This is a genomic window from Candidatus Binataceae bacterium (genome assembly GCA_035508495.1).
Classification (GTDB): Bacteria; Desulfobacterota; Binatia; order Binatales; family Binataceae; genus JASHPB01.
Genome location: DATJMX010000063.1, coordinates 1 through 14,449, shown reverse-complemented (window position 1 = coordinate 14,449; position 14,449 = coordinate 1). Strand labels below are relative to the sequence as shown.

Here is a 14,449-nt window from a genome sequence, read left to right as displayed (position 1 = left end):
GATCAAATTCCCGTCAGCGCACGCCAGCCCATCTCGACCGCGATCAGCAGCAGGATCACGACGAAGACCATCCGGAGCGCTTCGACCTTGAGCACGGGCAAAAGGCGGCTCCCGGTCAGCGCGCCGGCCGTCACGCCTAGCGCGACGGGTGCCGCGATCGTCGTCGCGATATCGCCGCGCCCGAGGAAAACCAGCGCACCCGCACCGGCGGTCACGCCGATCATGAAGTTGCTGGTCGCGCTCGAGACCTTGAGCGGGATGTGCATGATGTAGTCCATCGCCATCACCTTGAGTGCGCCCGAGCCGATGCCGAGCAGTCCCGACATCAACCCCGCGACCACCATCAACATCGCACCTTGTGGAACCTTCACCACCTCATAGTGAGCGAGCTGGCCGTTCTCATCGGGGATTTCGCCCGCGAGATCGAGCCGCTCGGCAAGCGGATCGCCCTTGGGCAGGATGTCGTCGCCTTTCTTTCGGAGCGAGAAGTACGCCGATTGCAGCATCATCGCGGCGAACAGCAATTCGAGGACAACGACGGGCACGACGCCGGCCAGATAGGCGCCGGTAACTGCGCCGGTGACCGTCGCGCACTCGAGCAGCATCGCCACTTTGAGGTTGGTCCAGCCATCGCGGACGAAAGCGACGCTCGCGCCGGCGCTGGTCGCGACGACGGAGATCAGGCTCGCGCCGACCGCGACGCGCATCGGCATGTGTGCGGCGATCACGAGCGCGGGCACGATAAAGACGCCGCCGCCGAGGCCGGATATAGCGCCGACGAAGCCTGCAGCTATTGAGAGCGCGAGCAGGCCCCCGAGGATTACGAGCACCAAAAGTCTCCGCAAACAATCATCGCTGCATCGTAGTCAGCATCGGAGAGCCGACACAAATCGAGGCCCGCGCTGCGCCCGACGAACACGATCTGCTTGGTAGGATATTCGAGCTAGAGTGGCCGGATGATCGGTTCGTGCACGGCGGCTGGCGTCGCGCTGCGCAGCGCGCGCTCGATATTGTCGCTCAATTCGCGCACGGCGCGAGCGGGTTCGTTATCGCCCACGACGCGGCTGCCGACGACGATATAGTTGGCGCCCGCGCGAATCGCGTCGGCAGCGCCGCTCGCGCCGAGACCGCTCTGACCGTCGCCCCGCATCCGCACGCCGCAGGTCACGATCATGAACTTGTGCCCGCATGCCTCGCGCACGCGGCGCACTTCAGGCATCGAGGTGAAGACGCCATCGAGGCCGGCGCCCGCACTGCTCCGCGCTTGATCGACTACCCGATCCGCACAGGTTGGCGAGACCGCCGCGTCGCCATTATGCGCAGGCAACCCCGCGAGCATCGTCATGGCCAGGATTAGCGGCCGCCTGAGACCCTCGGCGCGGCATACGCGCGCGACTTCCAGCCCCGTTCGCGACATCGTGTCGGGAGATGTCGGATGGATGTCGAACATCCTGACACCCAGGCGCGTCGCTTCGAGGGCCGCGCGAACCACATTGCGCGAGTTGTCGTGGAACTTAAGATCGAGGAAGACTTCAGCGCCGCGATTTCGAATCTCGCGAATCAGATCCGGCCCGCCGCCGAGGAAGAGGCTGCGCCCGACTTTGAACATCCCAACGAGTCGCCCCAGCCGCTCGACGAGTCGGAGCGCCTCGCGCCGCTCGGTCATATCCAGCGACACGATCAGGCGCTCGCGAATCGCACCTTGCCGAGCCATGCCAGAGAACGGCCAGTACTGGGTCATCGCTGCCCCTCGCGACAAACCGAGATGCGCTGACGATAGCCCGGCTCCTTGTTAAGTCAAGAAAAGGGACGACTCCCACCGTTGACAGCAGCGCGGCAGCAGCGCAGTGATTTCACTGCAGCAAGCCGCCTGCGCCCGCTATGCGAATGCGTCTCGCGTCGCTAAAAACTCCGCATGTTCCAAAGATATTTGATGACTCACCGGGCAGGCATCAGGCTTGCTCTAAGCACGTAGGATCGCACTTATGGGCCAGTTTGAAAGACAGTATGCCGCTATAATAGGTCATCAGTCAGGGTCCAACTTCGCGGTCCCTTGTGAGGCAAGATGCTCGGCTTAATCTTTATCGGTTTGATCGTCTTCGCCGTGCTGAAAATCCGGAAGCATCGTTGGGTGGATTGGAAGGGTGAGCGGTGGCGGCGCCGGACTACGCAGGCGGAAGCATTCGCCCAGGATCTCAGGACTCGAATCAACAACGATTTCGAATCCAAATGGGCGCGCAAGTTTGAAGCTAAGGCCGAGCGCATCGAGCGCAGGATGCGCCGCCGCTTCGACCATCAGACCCGCCGCTATGGCGGCGCGCCGGTGAATCCGGTCGATGAGCATCCGCGTCCCACGTTCAAGAACGATGCGGAACGCCAGGCCTACGATCGCGCCCGCAAGCGCGCCTCGGCCGAGGCCGGCTTCTACGTCCACCTGATGTGGTACGGCGTCGTCATCGGCTTCCTGTTCCTCATCAACCTGCTCACGACTTCGTATCCTTGGTTCCTGTGGCCCGCTATGGGCTGGGGCTTCGGCCTGGCGAGTCACTTCACAGCAGTCTACGGCTGGCGCTGGGTTCATCAGCGCGTTTTCGAGCCCGCGATTCAGCGCGAAGTTCATCGCGAGGTTTTGCAGGAGAAGGAGCAGCTTCGCACCGAGAAGCAGGCCTCGCTCGACGAGCTAACCGCGACTTTCGCCCATGAGATCAGAAATCCGATCGCGGCGGCCAAGAGCCTCGTGCAGCAGATGGGCGAGGATCCGACTTCGCACGAGAACGTCGAGTACGCCAAGGTCGCGCTCGATGAACTCGCGCGCGTCGAACGCAGCGTGTCGCATCTTCTGAAGTACGCCAAAGAAGAGGACTACAAGTTCAGCAACGTCAATCTCGCTGGCGTGCTCGACGGAGCGCTGACGCAGCTCCGCGCCAAGCTCGAAGCGAAGCAGGTCGTCGTGTCGCGCGCTTATCTCGGCGGGCCGACTGTCCGCGCCGATGCCGACAAGCTGCGCCAGGTCTTTTCGAACATTATCGATAACGCGATCGATGCGATGGAATCGACGCAGACCGGGCGCCGCCTCGACCTCGCAATCCAGAACACGGGCAACGGCACCGCAACCGTCATCCTGCGCGACAACGGATGCGGTATCGCGGCCGACAAGCTCGGCAAGATCTTCAACCCGTTCTATACGTCGAAGTCCACGGGCACCGGCCTCGGACTCGGCGTGGCCAAGAAAGTGATCGACGCGCATCGCGGGACGATCGAAGTCACGAGCACGGTCGGCACCGGCACCGAGTTCAAGATCTCGGTGCCGCTCGCCGACGCGGTCCGCGAGGAATCGCCGGCCGAAGAAGCGCACGAGAGCGAGGCGTTTGAGCCCGTGCTGACCACTGAAAACCACAACGGGGTGCCGATTCCCATGGCGGCCGCCTCCACCACCGACGCATTGAGGGCACGCAATTGAAAGGCAGACTGCTAGTCGTCGATGACGAGCGCGGCATTGTCATCGCGCTCAAAGGTCTGTTCAGCAAGGAAGGCTACGAGGTCGAGACTGCGGAGTCGGGCGAAGAAGCGCTCGGCAAAGTGAAGGCCGGTCTCTTCCACGTGATCATCACCGACCTGAGCATGAAAGGCATGAGCGGGCTCGATCTGCTGCGCCATGTGCGCGACCTCGATCCGCAATGCGCGGTGCTAATGATCACCGCCTACGGCACGCAGCGGATCGCCGTCGAAGCGATGAAGGCCGGAGCCGAGGACTACCTGCCCAAGCCGTTCGACAACGACGAGCTGCGGCTCAAGGTGCGCAAGGTGATGGAGACCCAGCTCCTGAAGCGTGCGCATTCGCAGCTGCTGGAGCAGGTCCGCCTCGACACTGGAGTCTTCGAAAACATGATCGGCCGCTCGCGCGCGATGATGCGCGTGTTCGAGACGATCGAAAAAGTCGCGCCGACCGACGTTACCGTGCTGGTACGCGGCGAATCGGGCACCGGCAAGGAGCTCGTCGCGCGCGCGATTCATTATCGCAGCCCGCGCGCCCGCCGTCCGTTCATTGCAGTTAACTGCGCGGCATTCTCGCGTGAACTCGTTGAGAGCGAATTGTTCGGCCACGAGAAGGGCGCGTTCACGGGCGCAGTGCAGCGCCGCGAGGGCAAGTTCGAAGCCGCGGACGGCGGCACGCTCTTCCTCGACGAGATCGGCGACATGGCGCTCGAAACCCAGGCCAAGCTCTTGCGCGTGCTGCAGGAGAAGCAGTTCGAGCGTATCGGCGGCAATCAGCCGCTCAGCGTCGATACGCGGATCATCGCGGCGACCAACCAGGACCTCGAAACGATGGTCTCGCAGGGGCGCTTTCGCGAGGACCTTTACTACCGCATCAAGGTGGTTGAGGTACGAATCCCGCCCGTGCGCGAGCGCCGCGAAGACATTCCGCTAATGGTCCAGCATTTTATCCAGGACGCATGCAAGCGCTTCGGCAAGCCTGAAAAGAAGCTGAGCGCCGAGTCGATGCGCGCGTGTATCGAGCGCCCATGGAAGGGCAACGCGCGTTCGCTCAAGGCCGCGATCGAACAGGCGGTGATCCTGTCGGCTGATGATGAGATCACGCCCGACGATCTGTTCGCCGGCTCGGAGCCCGAGGGCGATCACGCGCCGGCGCCGATCAGCAACCACGTTCCGGTCGGCTCCGACGACGGCGCCGACACGCTGACGTTTCGCGAGGCCAAGGAGAAGTTCGTTGGCGATTGGGAGCGCGACTTTTTTATCCGCGCGCTGCGCGCCACCGGCGGCAATATCTCGCGCGCCGCGGAACGCATCGGAATGTACCGGCAGAGTTTTCAGCAGAAGATGCGCGAGCTCGGCATTACGCTGGCCGATGTCGGCCTGCCGACGCGCAACGAGGGCAACTAAATGACCGTCGCAGCTATCGGATTAATTGGAGGCAGTGCCATGATTTTCACTCGATTCTTCAAGTTGATGAGCGGCAAGTTGAGCCGCTGGATTAAGACGCGCGAGGCGCGCGATCCCGAGGCGGTGTACGAGTCCGCGATCAACGATCGCGTGAATCGTTATCAGCAGCTCAAGAGCGCCGCGGCCGGCGTTATCTACATGCGCAGCAAGCTCGAGCGCGAGCTGACCTCGAAGCTCGCCGAAATGAAGGAAGTTGACGAGGAAGCATCGCAGGCCGCCGACATGAACGAGGACCAGTGCGCGCTCATTCTGATCCAGCGCAAGCACGTGCTCGAAGACGAGTGCGTCCGCCTGCGCGACGAGCTCGGCCAGCTCACGCGCGAGGCCGAGGACGCGAAGCGCAACCTCATTTCGTTCAAGGGCGAGATCGAAAAGCTCAAGGTCGAGAAAGTGCAGATGATCGCGCGACTGCGCAACGCGCAAGCCCGCGTGCGAATCCAGCACGCGCTCGAAGAGCTCTCATATGACGAAGACGTGCGCGCGCTTGAGGAAGTGCGCGACTCGATCCAGCAGACGCTCGCGCAGGCGGGCGTGAATCACGAGCTCGCGGGCTCGGAGCTGGGCGAGAAGCTCGAGGAGATTCGCCGCCGCAACGCAGAGGCCAAGGCCCAGGCGGAGCTCAACTCGCTCAAGCAGCGCCGCCGTCCGCCGCTCGCGCCGATGGACATCTTCACCTCGGCCGCCAACCTGGCTAACGGCGAGATCAAGCACGCGAGCTGATGGTGCGATTGCGATGCGGATCCAACTTGCAGCAGCAATGATCGCGATCGTCGCCGGCGCGGGCTGCGGACATCATCCGCGGCCCGTACCGCCCGGCGCCGCCAAGGGACCTCACGACGTGTACGCATCGGGTAACATCTCAGCTAACAGCTTGTTTGGCGCGGTCAGGATTACCGCGATGACCAACGAATGCGCCGGCCGGGCGCAGCTCGCACAGGGCGTCGCGACGCTGAAAGATTCGTGCTTCACGGGCGATACCAACGTCGTCGTGTGCACTGACTCGACGGCGGCAAATCCAGTGCGATGCGCCGCCGGTCCGGGTCAGCTCGAAATCACCGGCACCGGCATCGACGTCGTCAATTACGCGCGCATTCGATGAGCGTGCACCGATCGGGGGAGATCAATGATCAGGAAGATCACAATCGCGGCGATAGTGACCACAATTCTGTGGGGATGCGGCCCGCGCGGCCGCGCCTTCGGCGATTGGCACAACATCAACGGCCCGACCATCATCAACGGCCCGCTCGCTGTGCACGGTTCACTGACGGTTGACGGTCCCGCGATCATTCACGGCATCGTGCGCGCACATAACATCAAGGTGAATGGCCCGATGCTGGGGACGCTGCCGGCCAATGAGCGCGTCGGCGACAACGGCCGTCAAATCTCCAACACCACCGCGATTCACGGCGTGCTCAAAGTCCGCGGCTCGCTTGACGTGGACGGCGATCTCATGGTCAACGGCCCGCTCATCTGCGAGAAATCCTACGAGACGCCCCAGGTCGCCCTCGCTAGCCCGCAGACTGTCGCCAGTCAGACCACGCCGGAGCGCCACGTCTTCGGCTTCAGCGAACTCCAACACTTCCTGGGGTTGCCGCTCAAGTGATCAACATCGTGTCACGATCCGGACGGATTCTTTGTCAGAGCGCCGCGTTGATGCTGGCAATCGCATTCGCCTCGGGATGCGCCCTGTCATGTGAGAACGGCACGACCTGCATCGGTGGACCGGCATCGATCGATGGTCCGCTGATGGTGCACGGGCCGCTCTCCGTCGGCGGTCCGTTGACCGTCCATGGTCCCGTGCTGGCGCGCAAGATTGCGGTCGGCGGTCCGCTCGAAACGACGATGCCGAGGGGCGAAACGCCGGGACAGGCCGGCCAGATGGTGCCCAACGCGATGGCGGTCGGAGGACCTTTAACCGTCAATGGAATGTTGGCGGTCGATGGCACGCTGCGCGTCGGCGGTCCGCTCCATTGCGAAGCGGCTACGGAAACGCAACAGGCGCTGGATTTTTCGCAACCTCCGCCACCCACCGACCAATCGGCTGTTACCGAATAGCAGATTGTCGCCTAGCGGCGGCTCAACTAACCCATCAACCCGCGTCGCCAATAAGGGGAAAATCGATGTATCGCACCTTCGCAATTGTGATCGCGATCATGGTGCTGATGTGGTGGGGGTGCAATCCAAATCCACAGCCTTCCGGCGATTGGAAAACGTTGCGCGGCGCCACTCTTATTGACGGGCCGCTCGTTGTGCACGGTCCGTTGACGATTCAAGGCGCCGCACTCGTTGCCGGATTCGTTCGGGCGCGCAAGATAAAAATGAGCGGTCCGCTGGTTGAATCGCATCCGGATAGCGAGCCGGGCGGCAGTACAGTGCAAGAATTCAAAGGCGCGACGTGGGTCCAGGGCGTGCTGGAAGTAAACGGTTCACTCGACGTTGATGGCGACCTTACGGTCCAAGGCAGCCTCATGTGCGAGGGTGAAGAGGAAACGCCGTCCGCGGAGCACTAGCGAGTTGAACCGCGCAAAAATGAAGCCGGGCGCGCGGCTGGGCGCGCGCCCGGCTTCGGGAGATGGAGGGGTGCGACTTTAGTCGGTGTCGCCGCCGTTCTGGTTAACGTAGTTCATGAACTTCTGCTGCAGGTTGGTATCGGCTTCGACCAGTTGGATGACTTGGTTGTATTGATCAGGCTCAAGTCCCTGCGAGCGAACCGCCTGCAATTTGTCGGCCTCGGCCTGCGCGACCTTGTTGGCGCTGGTATCGTTGGTGGTCTTTTCATTGTGGGTGATCTTCTTCACCTGCACGTAGGCTTTTGCCGCTTTCTGTAGGGTAACATCATCGACCGATCCGCTCTGCATCGGCGCCGCCGAGGCTGCCGGCGCATTGGATGTCGAGTTGTCCTGGGCGAACGAGAACTCCGCCGGCACCGCCAGCATGATCGCAAGCGAGCCCGCACAGGTGGTCGCAAACAATTTTCTGGATATTCGCATAGATCCGAACCTCGCTTTTCAGGGATGAAGGTTTGGACTGTGAAGCTGCAAAGACGCGGCCAGATCAAATCAGGGCGACGATGCGCGCGAGAGTGGGCATCCGCGGGAGAATGCGTTTGAGCAATCCAGTAGAAATTTCTGTTTCGGTGCGCTGCGCGCCTTCAATGCCTGCAAATAAGGTGGTGCGAAGAATACTTCGCGCAATCAACGGCGGGGGCAGGGCCGCCCACCCCACTCTCTTCACTCCGTTCAGGATGACAAACTGGGTTGCCGCGATCTAACTAAAAGTTAGTGATGCCCGATTATCGCCGGAACAGCGCGGATTCCGCGATCGGCAGGCCCAGCGCGTAGCGGCGGATCCAGTCGAGCGCGACCTGCGAGGTCAGCAGCTTTATCCAGTCGCGGGTGCCCCGCAGTTGATAGCGGCGCGATTCGCTGATGCCGTCGGCGCTGAACCCGATACATACCGTGCCGACCGGCTTGTCGGGCGTGCCGCCGTCGGGGCCCGCCACGCCTGAGGTCGCCACGGCGATACTCGCGCCCGCGCACTTGCGTGCACCGGCGGCCATCTCGCGCACGCATTCCTCGCTCACGGCGCCGAACTTCACGAGAGTGTCGCGCGATACGCCGAGCAGTCCTTCCTTCATTTCGTTCGAATACGTCACGAGGTCGGCGATCAGGTATTTCGAGCTGCCGGGGATATTCGTGATGCGATGACCGATGAGGCCGCCGGTGCACGACTCGGCAACCGCGAGTGTCAAATTCTTTTCGCTGAGCAGGTTACCGACGACCTCTTCCATCGTCGTTTCGCCCTCAGCGTAGATGTGATCGGCGACTTTTGCGCGCACTCGCGCCGCGAGCTCTTCGAGCTTGCGCTCGGCCTCGCCCGGCTTGCCTTCGACCAGGATGCGCAGCGAGATCTGCGGGAAGCTCGCGCGAAACGACACGCGCGCCTCTTCCGGTTTGATCAGCCCCTCGACCGCCGCATCGAGGCCCGACTCGCTGATGCCGAATGTCTGGAAGATGCGGACCGCAAACACGGTGTCAGTGCCGCGATTGGCGCGAATCCACGGGATGACGGTGTTTTCCATCATCGGCTTCATCTCGCGCGGCACGCCCGGCAGCACGATCAGCTGCGACGAATGGGCGCCGACCGTGATCGGCAGGCGAAAGCCCGGCGCCGTGCCGAGCGGATTCTGGATGATCTCCGCACCCTCGGGAAACAGCGCCTGCTTGAGATTGTTCTCCGGCATCACGCGGTTGATGGTCGCGAACAGCCGCTTCATGTGCTCGACGCTCGCCTCATCACGCCAGAGTTTTTTGCCGGCCAGACGCGCTACGGTTTCGGTCGTGAGATCGTCGGCCGTCGGTCCGATACCGCCGGTTGAAATCACGATGTCGCCGAGTCCAATCGCCGTGCGCCACGCCCATTCGAGGCGATCCGGCACGTCGCCAACTGTGATCACGCTGACAAGATCGATTCCGATTTCGGCGAGCTTGTCGGCCAGGTAGTTGGCGTTGGTATCGACGATCTTGCCGGTGGTGATTTCGTCGCCAGTGGACATGACGACAGCCTTCTGAATCATGGAACGCTCCTTCGGCGAGGGCGCGCGTTGGATTGAATCAGATCACGCGCGCGACAATCTGCAAGACAATATTCGCATAGACGGCGGCCGCCAAGTCGTCGAGCATCACACCCGCGCCGTTGCGCATCCGCGCGTCGATCTGCGCCGCGGGGAAGGGCTTCAGGATGTCGAACAGGCGAAAGACCAGGAAGCCGAAGAGCATGTACGGCCACGTCATCGGATTGCCGAACATCGTCAAGACCATGCCGAGCACTTCGTCGATGACGATCTTACCGCTGTCGTGCTCTTCGAAAATTTTCTCGGCCTCGTTGGAGATCCAGCACGAGATCGCGAATGCGACGGCGAAGATCGCGAGGCACAGCGCGCGCGATCGCGACCACATCGGCCCGAACACCAGCCACGAGAGCGCCACGCCCACGACCGAGCCCGCGGTCCCCGAAGCGATCGGCGAGTAGCCCGTATAGATTCCGGTGGCGAAAAAAATGATCAGCGCGCGCATCAGACGGCGGAAGATAGCACGCGCTGATCAACCGAGTAAGGCAGCGCCGCCCCTGCGCCTACTTGCCGAACGCGCGCGTCACCAGCTCGGTGTCGAGATATTCAACGATCCCGACGATCTTTCCGGCGACGATTCGGAATACGTGGCAGTAGGTGTTGTCGTAGCGGACGCCGTTCTTCGACAGCGACTTGCCGGTCGCCTGCATCGCGACGTACTCGCCGTCGGCAATGAAGTTCGATGGGATGATTTCGAGATGCCCTTCGATCTGCGATCCCAGCGGGCTTAGCAGGCGGTCGATAACTTCCTGCTTGCCGTTGTAAAGGCCCGAATACTTGCCGGTGCCGATAATCGTGTACTGGACGTTGTCGGCAAGCGTGTTCAGATAAATATCGAAATTGCCCTTGGACAGTTCCGCGAACATGTTGCGGATCAGTTCCTTGTTTTCCGCTGCTCCCATGATTTCACCTGCGGCGAGTTCTGAAATTGATTGAATCTCCGCGAAATCTAGCTCGCGCGCTGGAAACGCGTCAAAGACGGGGCAGCATCACGAAACCGGTACCGGCTGCGCCCACGCGCAGCTGTCCGAGATGACTTCGTTCGCGATGCTCACTTCGTTCACCATGAAGGGAATAAGTGTTCAACGCGGGGCGCGGCCCCATGCTTCGATGAGGCGATCGAAGGCGGCGCGCAACTCGGGATCTTTCAGCTCCGGCAGTTCGATCGAATGACGCGTCGCGCGCGGCACCGATCGCAATCGCGGGCGCTCTTTGCGCGAGAGATTTCCCCGCACGAAACGCAACTCGCGCACGATATCGTCGCCGACATGATCTCTGATTCGCGACAGGATCTGAGCGCGCATCAAATTCAATTCCTGTATCCACATTGCGCCCGACACTTTGATCACAGCGGTGTGGAATTTGAGCGAAACCACTTCGGTGCGCCGCGCGATCGTCTCGCCCACCACTTCGGGCCACGCTTTGACCAGCCGCACGATGCCGAACGCACCCTCGCGATCGATGCGATCGAGCAGCGGCTGCAGCGCGCTGCCGATGCGTTCAGGAGCCTTGTAGCGCCGCGACTTCATCGATTTGGAGGACAATAGCGGCTACGCCGGCTGATTAAAATCGCTGAGCTCGAAGTCATCAAATTGCATAAGCGTGGATAATCTGAGATCGTCGCAGTTATAATTATTCTTCCGATCGCGAAGCTTTACCGAAATGTTATCAACAGCCTAATATATGGGTTGTGCACAGGTTGTCCGCCACAACATGTTGGGGTACGACGCTTGACATTCCCCACCAACGGCGCGATATTGGCCCCCACAACGAACCAGACGGTAGAGCGCCGGATGACAACTCTCAACAATGCTTGAGAGCTCTTAAGAAGGCAAAACAACGGCGTAATCGGTAAGTAACGAGGCGGAGGGGCAGGGGGATGGCAGGCGGAGCTTTTGATCGAGAAGTGGAAGCCAAAGTCAACAAGCAGAGCGATCGCCTGAACGGGGCCGCCGCGCCTCAGAGACGCGGGGTTGCGCTCGAGCGATTCTTCACCCGGCCGGGCGTCGATCCCTATTCGGAAGTCGAATGGGATCTGCGCAGCGCCGTGATCGCCGGTGAGGACGGTCGCGTCGTCTTCGAGCAGAAGGATGTCGAGGTCCCGCGCGCGTGGTCGCAGACGGCGACCAACGTCGTCGTCTCCAAATATTTTCGCGGGCAGATTGGAACGCCGAAGCGTGAGACCAGCGTTCGCCAGCTTATCGGTCGCGTCGCCGACACCATCACGGGATGGGGCGAGACACAGGGCTACTTCACCAGCGCCGATGCTCGCGACACGTTCCACGCCGAGCTCACTCATCTGCTGCTCAACCAGAAGGCCTCGTTCAACAGCCCGGTCTACTTCAACGTCGGTATCGAAACCAAGCCGCAATGCTCGGCCTGCTTCATCCTCAAGGTCGAGGACAGCATGGAATCGATCCTCGGCTGGTACCGCAACGAGGGCATGATCTTCAAAGGCGGTTCGGGTGCGGGCGTGAATCTCTCGCAGTTGCGCTCCTGCCGCGAGAAGCTTTCTTCTGGTGGTACGGCCTCGGGCCCGCTCTCCTTTATGAAAGCCGCCGATGCGTCCGCGGGCGTGATCAAGTCGGGCGGCAAGACCCGGCGCGCGGCCAAGATGGTCGTGCTCGATGTCAGCCATCCCGATATCCGCGACTTCATCAAGTGCAAGGTCGAGGAAGAGAAGAAGGCCTGGGCTCTAATCGACGCCGGCTATGACAGCTCGCTCGATGGTCCGGCTTACGGCTCGGTGTTTTTCCAGAACGCCAATAACTCCGTGCGCGTGACCGACGATTTCATGCAGGCCGTGCTCGACGACGGCGACTGGAAGACGCGCTTCGTGCGCTCGGGCGAGGTCGATGAGACCTATCGCGCGCGCGAGTTGCTGCGCGAGATTGCCGAGGCGGCGCATGCCTGCGGCGATCCCGGGATGCAGTTCGATACCACGATCAACGAGTGGCACACCTGCCCCAATACCGGCCGCATCAACGCATCGAATCCCTGCAGCGAGTACATGCACCTCGACAACTCGGCGTGCAATCTCGCGTCGCTCAACCTGATGAAGTTTATCGACGATCGCGGCGAGTTCGACGTGCGCGCATTCCGCCACGCCGTCGATGTGATGATCTCGGCGCAGGACATCGTCGTCGATAATTCTTCGTACCCGACGCCCGAGATTGAGCAGAACGCGCACGATTTCCGTGAGCTGGGCCTTGGCTACGCGAACCTCGGCGCGCTGCTGATGGCGCTCGGGATGCCCTACGACTCCGACCAGGGCCGAAGCTATGCCGCTGCGATCACGGCTCTGATGACGGGCGAGGCGTACCTGCAATCGGCGCGCATCTCCGAGCACATGGGCCCGTTTGCCGGCTACGCGCGAAATCGCGAGCCGATGCTGAAAGTGATCGAGCATCATCGGCGCGAGGCCTACAAGCTCGACGCTTCGATGGTGCCGCTCGACCTTTTGCGCGCGGCGCGCGAGTCGTGGGACGAGGCGCTCAAGCTCGGCCAGATCGCGGGCGTGCGCAATTCGCAGGCGACCGTGATCGCGCCCACTGGAACGATCGCGTTCATGATGGATTGCGACACCACCGGCGTCGAGCCCGACATCGCGCTCATCAAGTACAAGAAGCTGGTCGGTGGGGGGATGCTCAAGATCGTCAACAACACGGTCCCCCGCGCGCTCAAGCGGCTCGGCTACGATTCGAAAGAAATCCAGGAGATCGTAGAGTACCTCGATGAGCACGAGACGATCGAAGGTGCGCCGCAGATCAATAATGCGCACCTGCCCGTGTTCGATTGCGCGTTCAAGCCGCGCTCCGGCTCGCGCACGATCCATTACAACGGCCACATCAAGATGATGGGCGCGGTGCAGCCGTTTATCTCGGGCGCGATCTCCAAGACCATCAACATGCCGGCCGAGGCGACGGTCGATGAAGTCGCGGAAGCCTACGTCACGGCCTGGAAGCTCGGCATCAAGGCAGTTGCGATTTATCGCGATGGCTCCAAGCGCACGCAGCCGCTCAACACCGGCAAGACGAAGGAAGAGAAGGTCGATGCGGCTGCGATCGCCGCGGCGCTTGCGATGGGCGACGAGCTGCGAGCGCATCGGCGCAAGCTGCCCGACGAGCGCAAGTCGATCACGCACAAGTTCGATATCGCCGGCCACGAAGGCTACATCACGGTCGGCATGTACGAGGACGGCTCGCCCGGCGAAATCTTCGTGATGATGTCGAAGCAGGGCTCGACGATCTCGGGCTTGATGGATTCGTTCGCGACGGCGATTTCGTACGCGCTGCAATACGGCGTGCCGCTGCAATTCCTGGTCGACAAGTTCGCGCACATGCGGTTCGAGCCGTCGGGCTTCACCAAGAATCCGCAGATCCCGTACGCGAAGTCGATCGTCGATTACCTGTTCCGCTGGATGGCGTCGAAGTTCCTCGACGACGAAGCCAGACGCGAAGTCGGCGTGATCGAAGAAGAGAAGCCGAGCGGCGTCACGCTGTCGCTCGCGCCGCAACCGGCAGTGGCAAGAATCAGCGACGGCAAGGACAGCGAAATGCGCCAGGCATTCATCAACCAGGCCGACGCCCCCCCCTGTCCCGACTGCGGCAGCATAATGGTAAGAAACGGCTCCTGCTACAAATGCATGAATTGCGGCTCAACCAGCGGGTGCAGTTGAGGAACTGAGTATTCGAGGGTCCCGGTGAACGGGATGTGCGGTGAAAATTTCCGGATGCGGATGCGGGCGGCGGCGAGGCGGAGGAGGATCGAGGGCGGATAGGCGTAGTAATCACCGGAAAGGTGGCGGGCGCGTTCACCGGGGCCCACTTTGAAGATCGGCGAGGCAGTAAAACTCGC

Annotated in this window: 16 protein-coding genes; 8 read left to right on the top strand and 8 right to left on the bottom strand. The window is 61.9% G+C overall.

The window, feature by feature from the left end; genetic code table 11:
• Nucleotides 1–2: 2 nt before the first annotated feature.
• Together VMA09_18990 and pyrF are read right to left on the bottom strand one after the other, a co-directional pair.
• A complete protein-coding gene (locus tag VMA09_18990) occupies nucleotides 3–830 on the bottom strand; it encodes a sulfite exporter TauE/SafE family protein (GenBank protein HUA35705.1) in 828 nt (275 codons plus the stop codon).
• A 113-nt stretch (nucleotides 831–943) separates the two neighbouring features.
• Nucleotides 944–1,741, bottom strand: coding sequence for an orotidine-5'-phosphate decarboxylase (pyrF, locus tag VMA09_18985; GenBank protein ID HUA35704.1), 798 nt, complete (start codon nucleotides 1,739–1,741; stop codon nucleotides 944–946).
• A gap of 324 nt (nucleotides 1,742–2,065) precedes the next feature.
• Here pyrF and VMA09_18980 point away from each other — a divergent pair, with 324 nt between their 5' ends.
• The 7 genes from VMA09_18980 (at nucleotide 2,066) to VMA09_18950 (ending at nucleotide 7,472) form a co-directional block, all read left to right on the top strand.
• Nucleotides 2,066–3,460 carry an ATP-binding protein gene (locus VMA09_18980; GenBank protein HUA35703.1) on the top strand — a complete coding sequence of 465 codons (1,395 nt, stop codon included), beginning with the start codon at nucleotides 2,066–2,068 and terminating at the stop codon, nucleotides 3,458–3,460.
• Entirely contained in the window at nucleotides 3,457–4,902 is a 1,446-nt protein-coding gene (locus VMA09_18975; GenBank protein HUA35702.1) for a sigma-54 dependent transcriptional regulator, read from the top strand. The genes VMA09_18980 and VMA09_18975 overlap by 4 nt, the downstream gene beginning before the upstream one ends.
• A gap of 39 nt (nucleotides 4,903–4,941) precedes the next feature.
• Nucleotides 4,942–5,682 carry a PspA/IM30 family protein gene (locus tag VMA09_18970; protein HUA35701.1) on the top strand — a complete coding sequence of 247 codons (741 nt, stop codon included), beginning with the start codon at nucleotides 4,942–4,944 and terminating at the stop codon, nucleotides 5,680–5,682.
• 13 nt (nucleotides 5,683–5,695) lie between these two features.
• A complete protein-coding gene (locus VMA09_18965; GenBank protein HUA35700.1) occupies nucleotides 5,696–6,061 on the top strand; it encodes a hypothetical protein in 366 nt (121 codons plus the stop codon).
• A 24-nt stretch (nucleotides 6,062–6,085) separates the two neighbouring features.
• Entirely contained in the window at nucleotides 6,086–6,565 is a 480-nt protein-coding gene (locus VMA09_18960) for a hypothetical protein (GenBank protein ID HUA35699.1), read from the top strand.
• A gap of 8 nt (nucleotides 6,566–6,573) precedes the next feature.
• A complete protein-coding gene (locus VMA09_18955; GenBank protein HUA35698.1) occupies nucleotides 6,574–7,017 on the top strand; it encodes a hypothetical protein in 444 nt (147 codons plus the stop codon).
• Nucleotides 7,018–7,082: 65 nt separating this feature from the next.
• Nucleotides 7,083–7,472 carry a hypothetical protein gene (locus tag VMA09_18950; protein ID HUA35697.1) on the top strand — a complete coding sequence of 130 codons (390 nt, stop codon included), beginning with the start codon at nucleotides 7,083–7,085 and terminating at the stop codon, nucleotides 7,470–7,472.
• A gap of 78 nt (nucleotides 7,473–7,550) precedes the next feature.
• Here VMA09_18950 and VMA09_18945 read toward each other — a convergent pair whose 3' ends face one another.
• The 5 genes from VMA09_18945 to VMA09_18925 all read right to left on the bottom strand — a co-directional run bounded on the left by VMA09_18945 (nucleotide 7,551) and on the right by VMA09_18925 (nucleotide 11,121).
• A complete protein-coding gene (locus VMA09_18945) occupies nucleotides 7,551–7,952 on the bottom strand; it encodes a DUF4168 domain-containing protein (protein HUA35696.1) in 402 nt (133 codons plus the stop codon).
• Between the two features lie 302 nt (nucleotides 7,953–8,254).
• Entirely contained in the window at nucleotides 8,255–9,538 is a 1,284-nt protein-coding gene (locus VMA09_18940; GenBank protein ID HUA35695.1) for a competence/damage-inducible protein A, read from the bottom strand.
• A 37-nt stretch (nucleotides 9,539–9,575) separates the two neighbouring features.
• Entirely contained in the window at nucleotides 9,576–10,037 is a 462-nt protein-coding gene (locus VMA09_18935) for a phosphatidylglycerophosphatase A (protein HUA35694.1), read from the bottom strand.
• Between the two features lie 58 nt (nucleotides 10,038–10,095).
• Nucleotides 10,096–10,494 (bottom strand): nuclear transport factor 2 family protein, encoded by a 399-nt coding sequence (locus VMA09_18930; protein ID HUA35693.1) that lies wholly within the window; start codon nucleotides 10,492–10,494, stop codon nucleotides 10,096–10,098.
• A 180-nt stretch (nucleotides 10,495–10,674) separates the two neighbouring features.
• Entirely contained in the window at nucleotides 10,675–11,121 is a 447-nt protein-coding gene (locus VMA09_18925; protein HUA35692.1) for a DUF721 domain-containing protein, read from the bottom strand.
• 377 nt (nucleotides 11,122–11,498) lie between these two features.
• Between VMA09_18925 and VMA09_18920 the strand changes: the two genes are divergently transcribed.
• Entirely contained in the window at nucleotides 11,499–14,270 is a 2,772-nt protein-coding gene (locus VMA09_18920) for a vitamin B12-dependent ribonucleotide reductase (GenBank protein ID HUA35691.1), read from the top strand.
• On the opposite strand, the gene VMA09_18915 is transcribed toward VMA09_18920, so the two are convergent.
• Nucleotides 14,228–14,449, bottom strand: a 222-nt coding sequence (locus VMA09_18915) for a hypothetical protein (GenBank protein HUA35690.1), incomplete at its 5' end; no start/stop codon positions are given. The two genes, VMA09_18920 and VMA09_18915, sit on opposite strands and share 43 nt — an antisense overlap.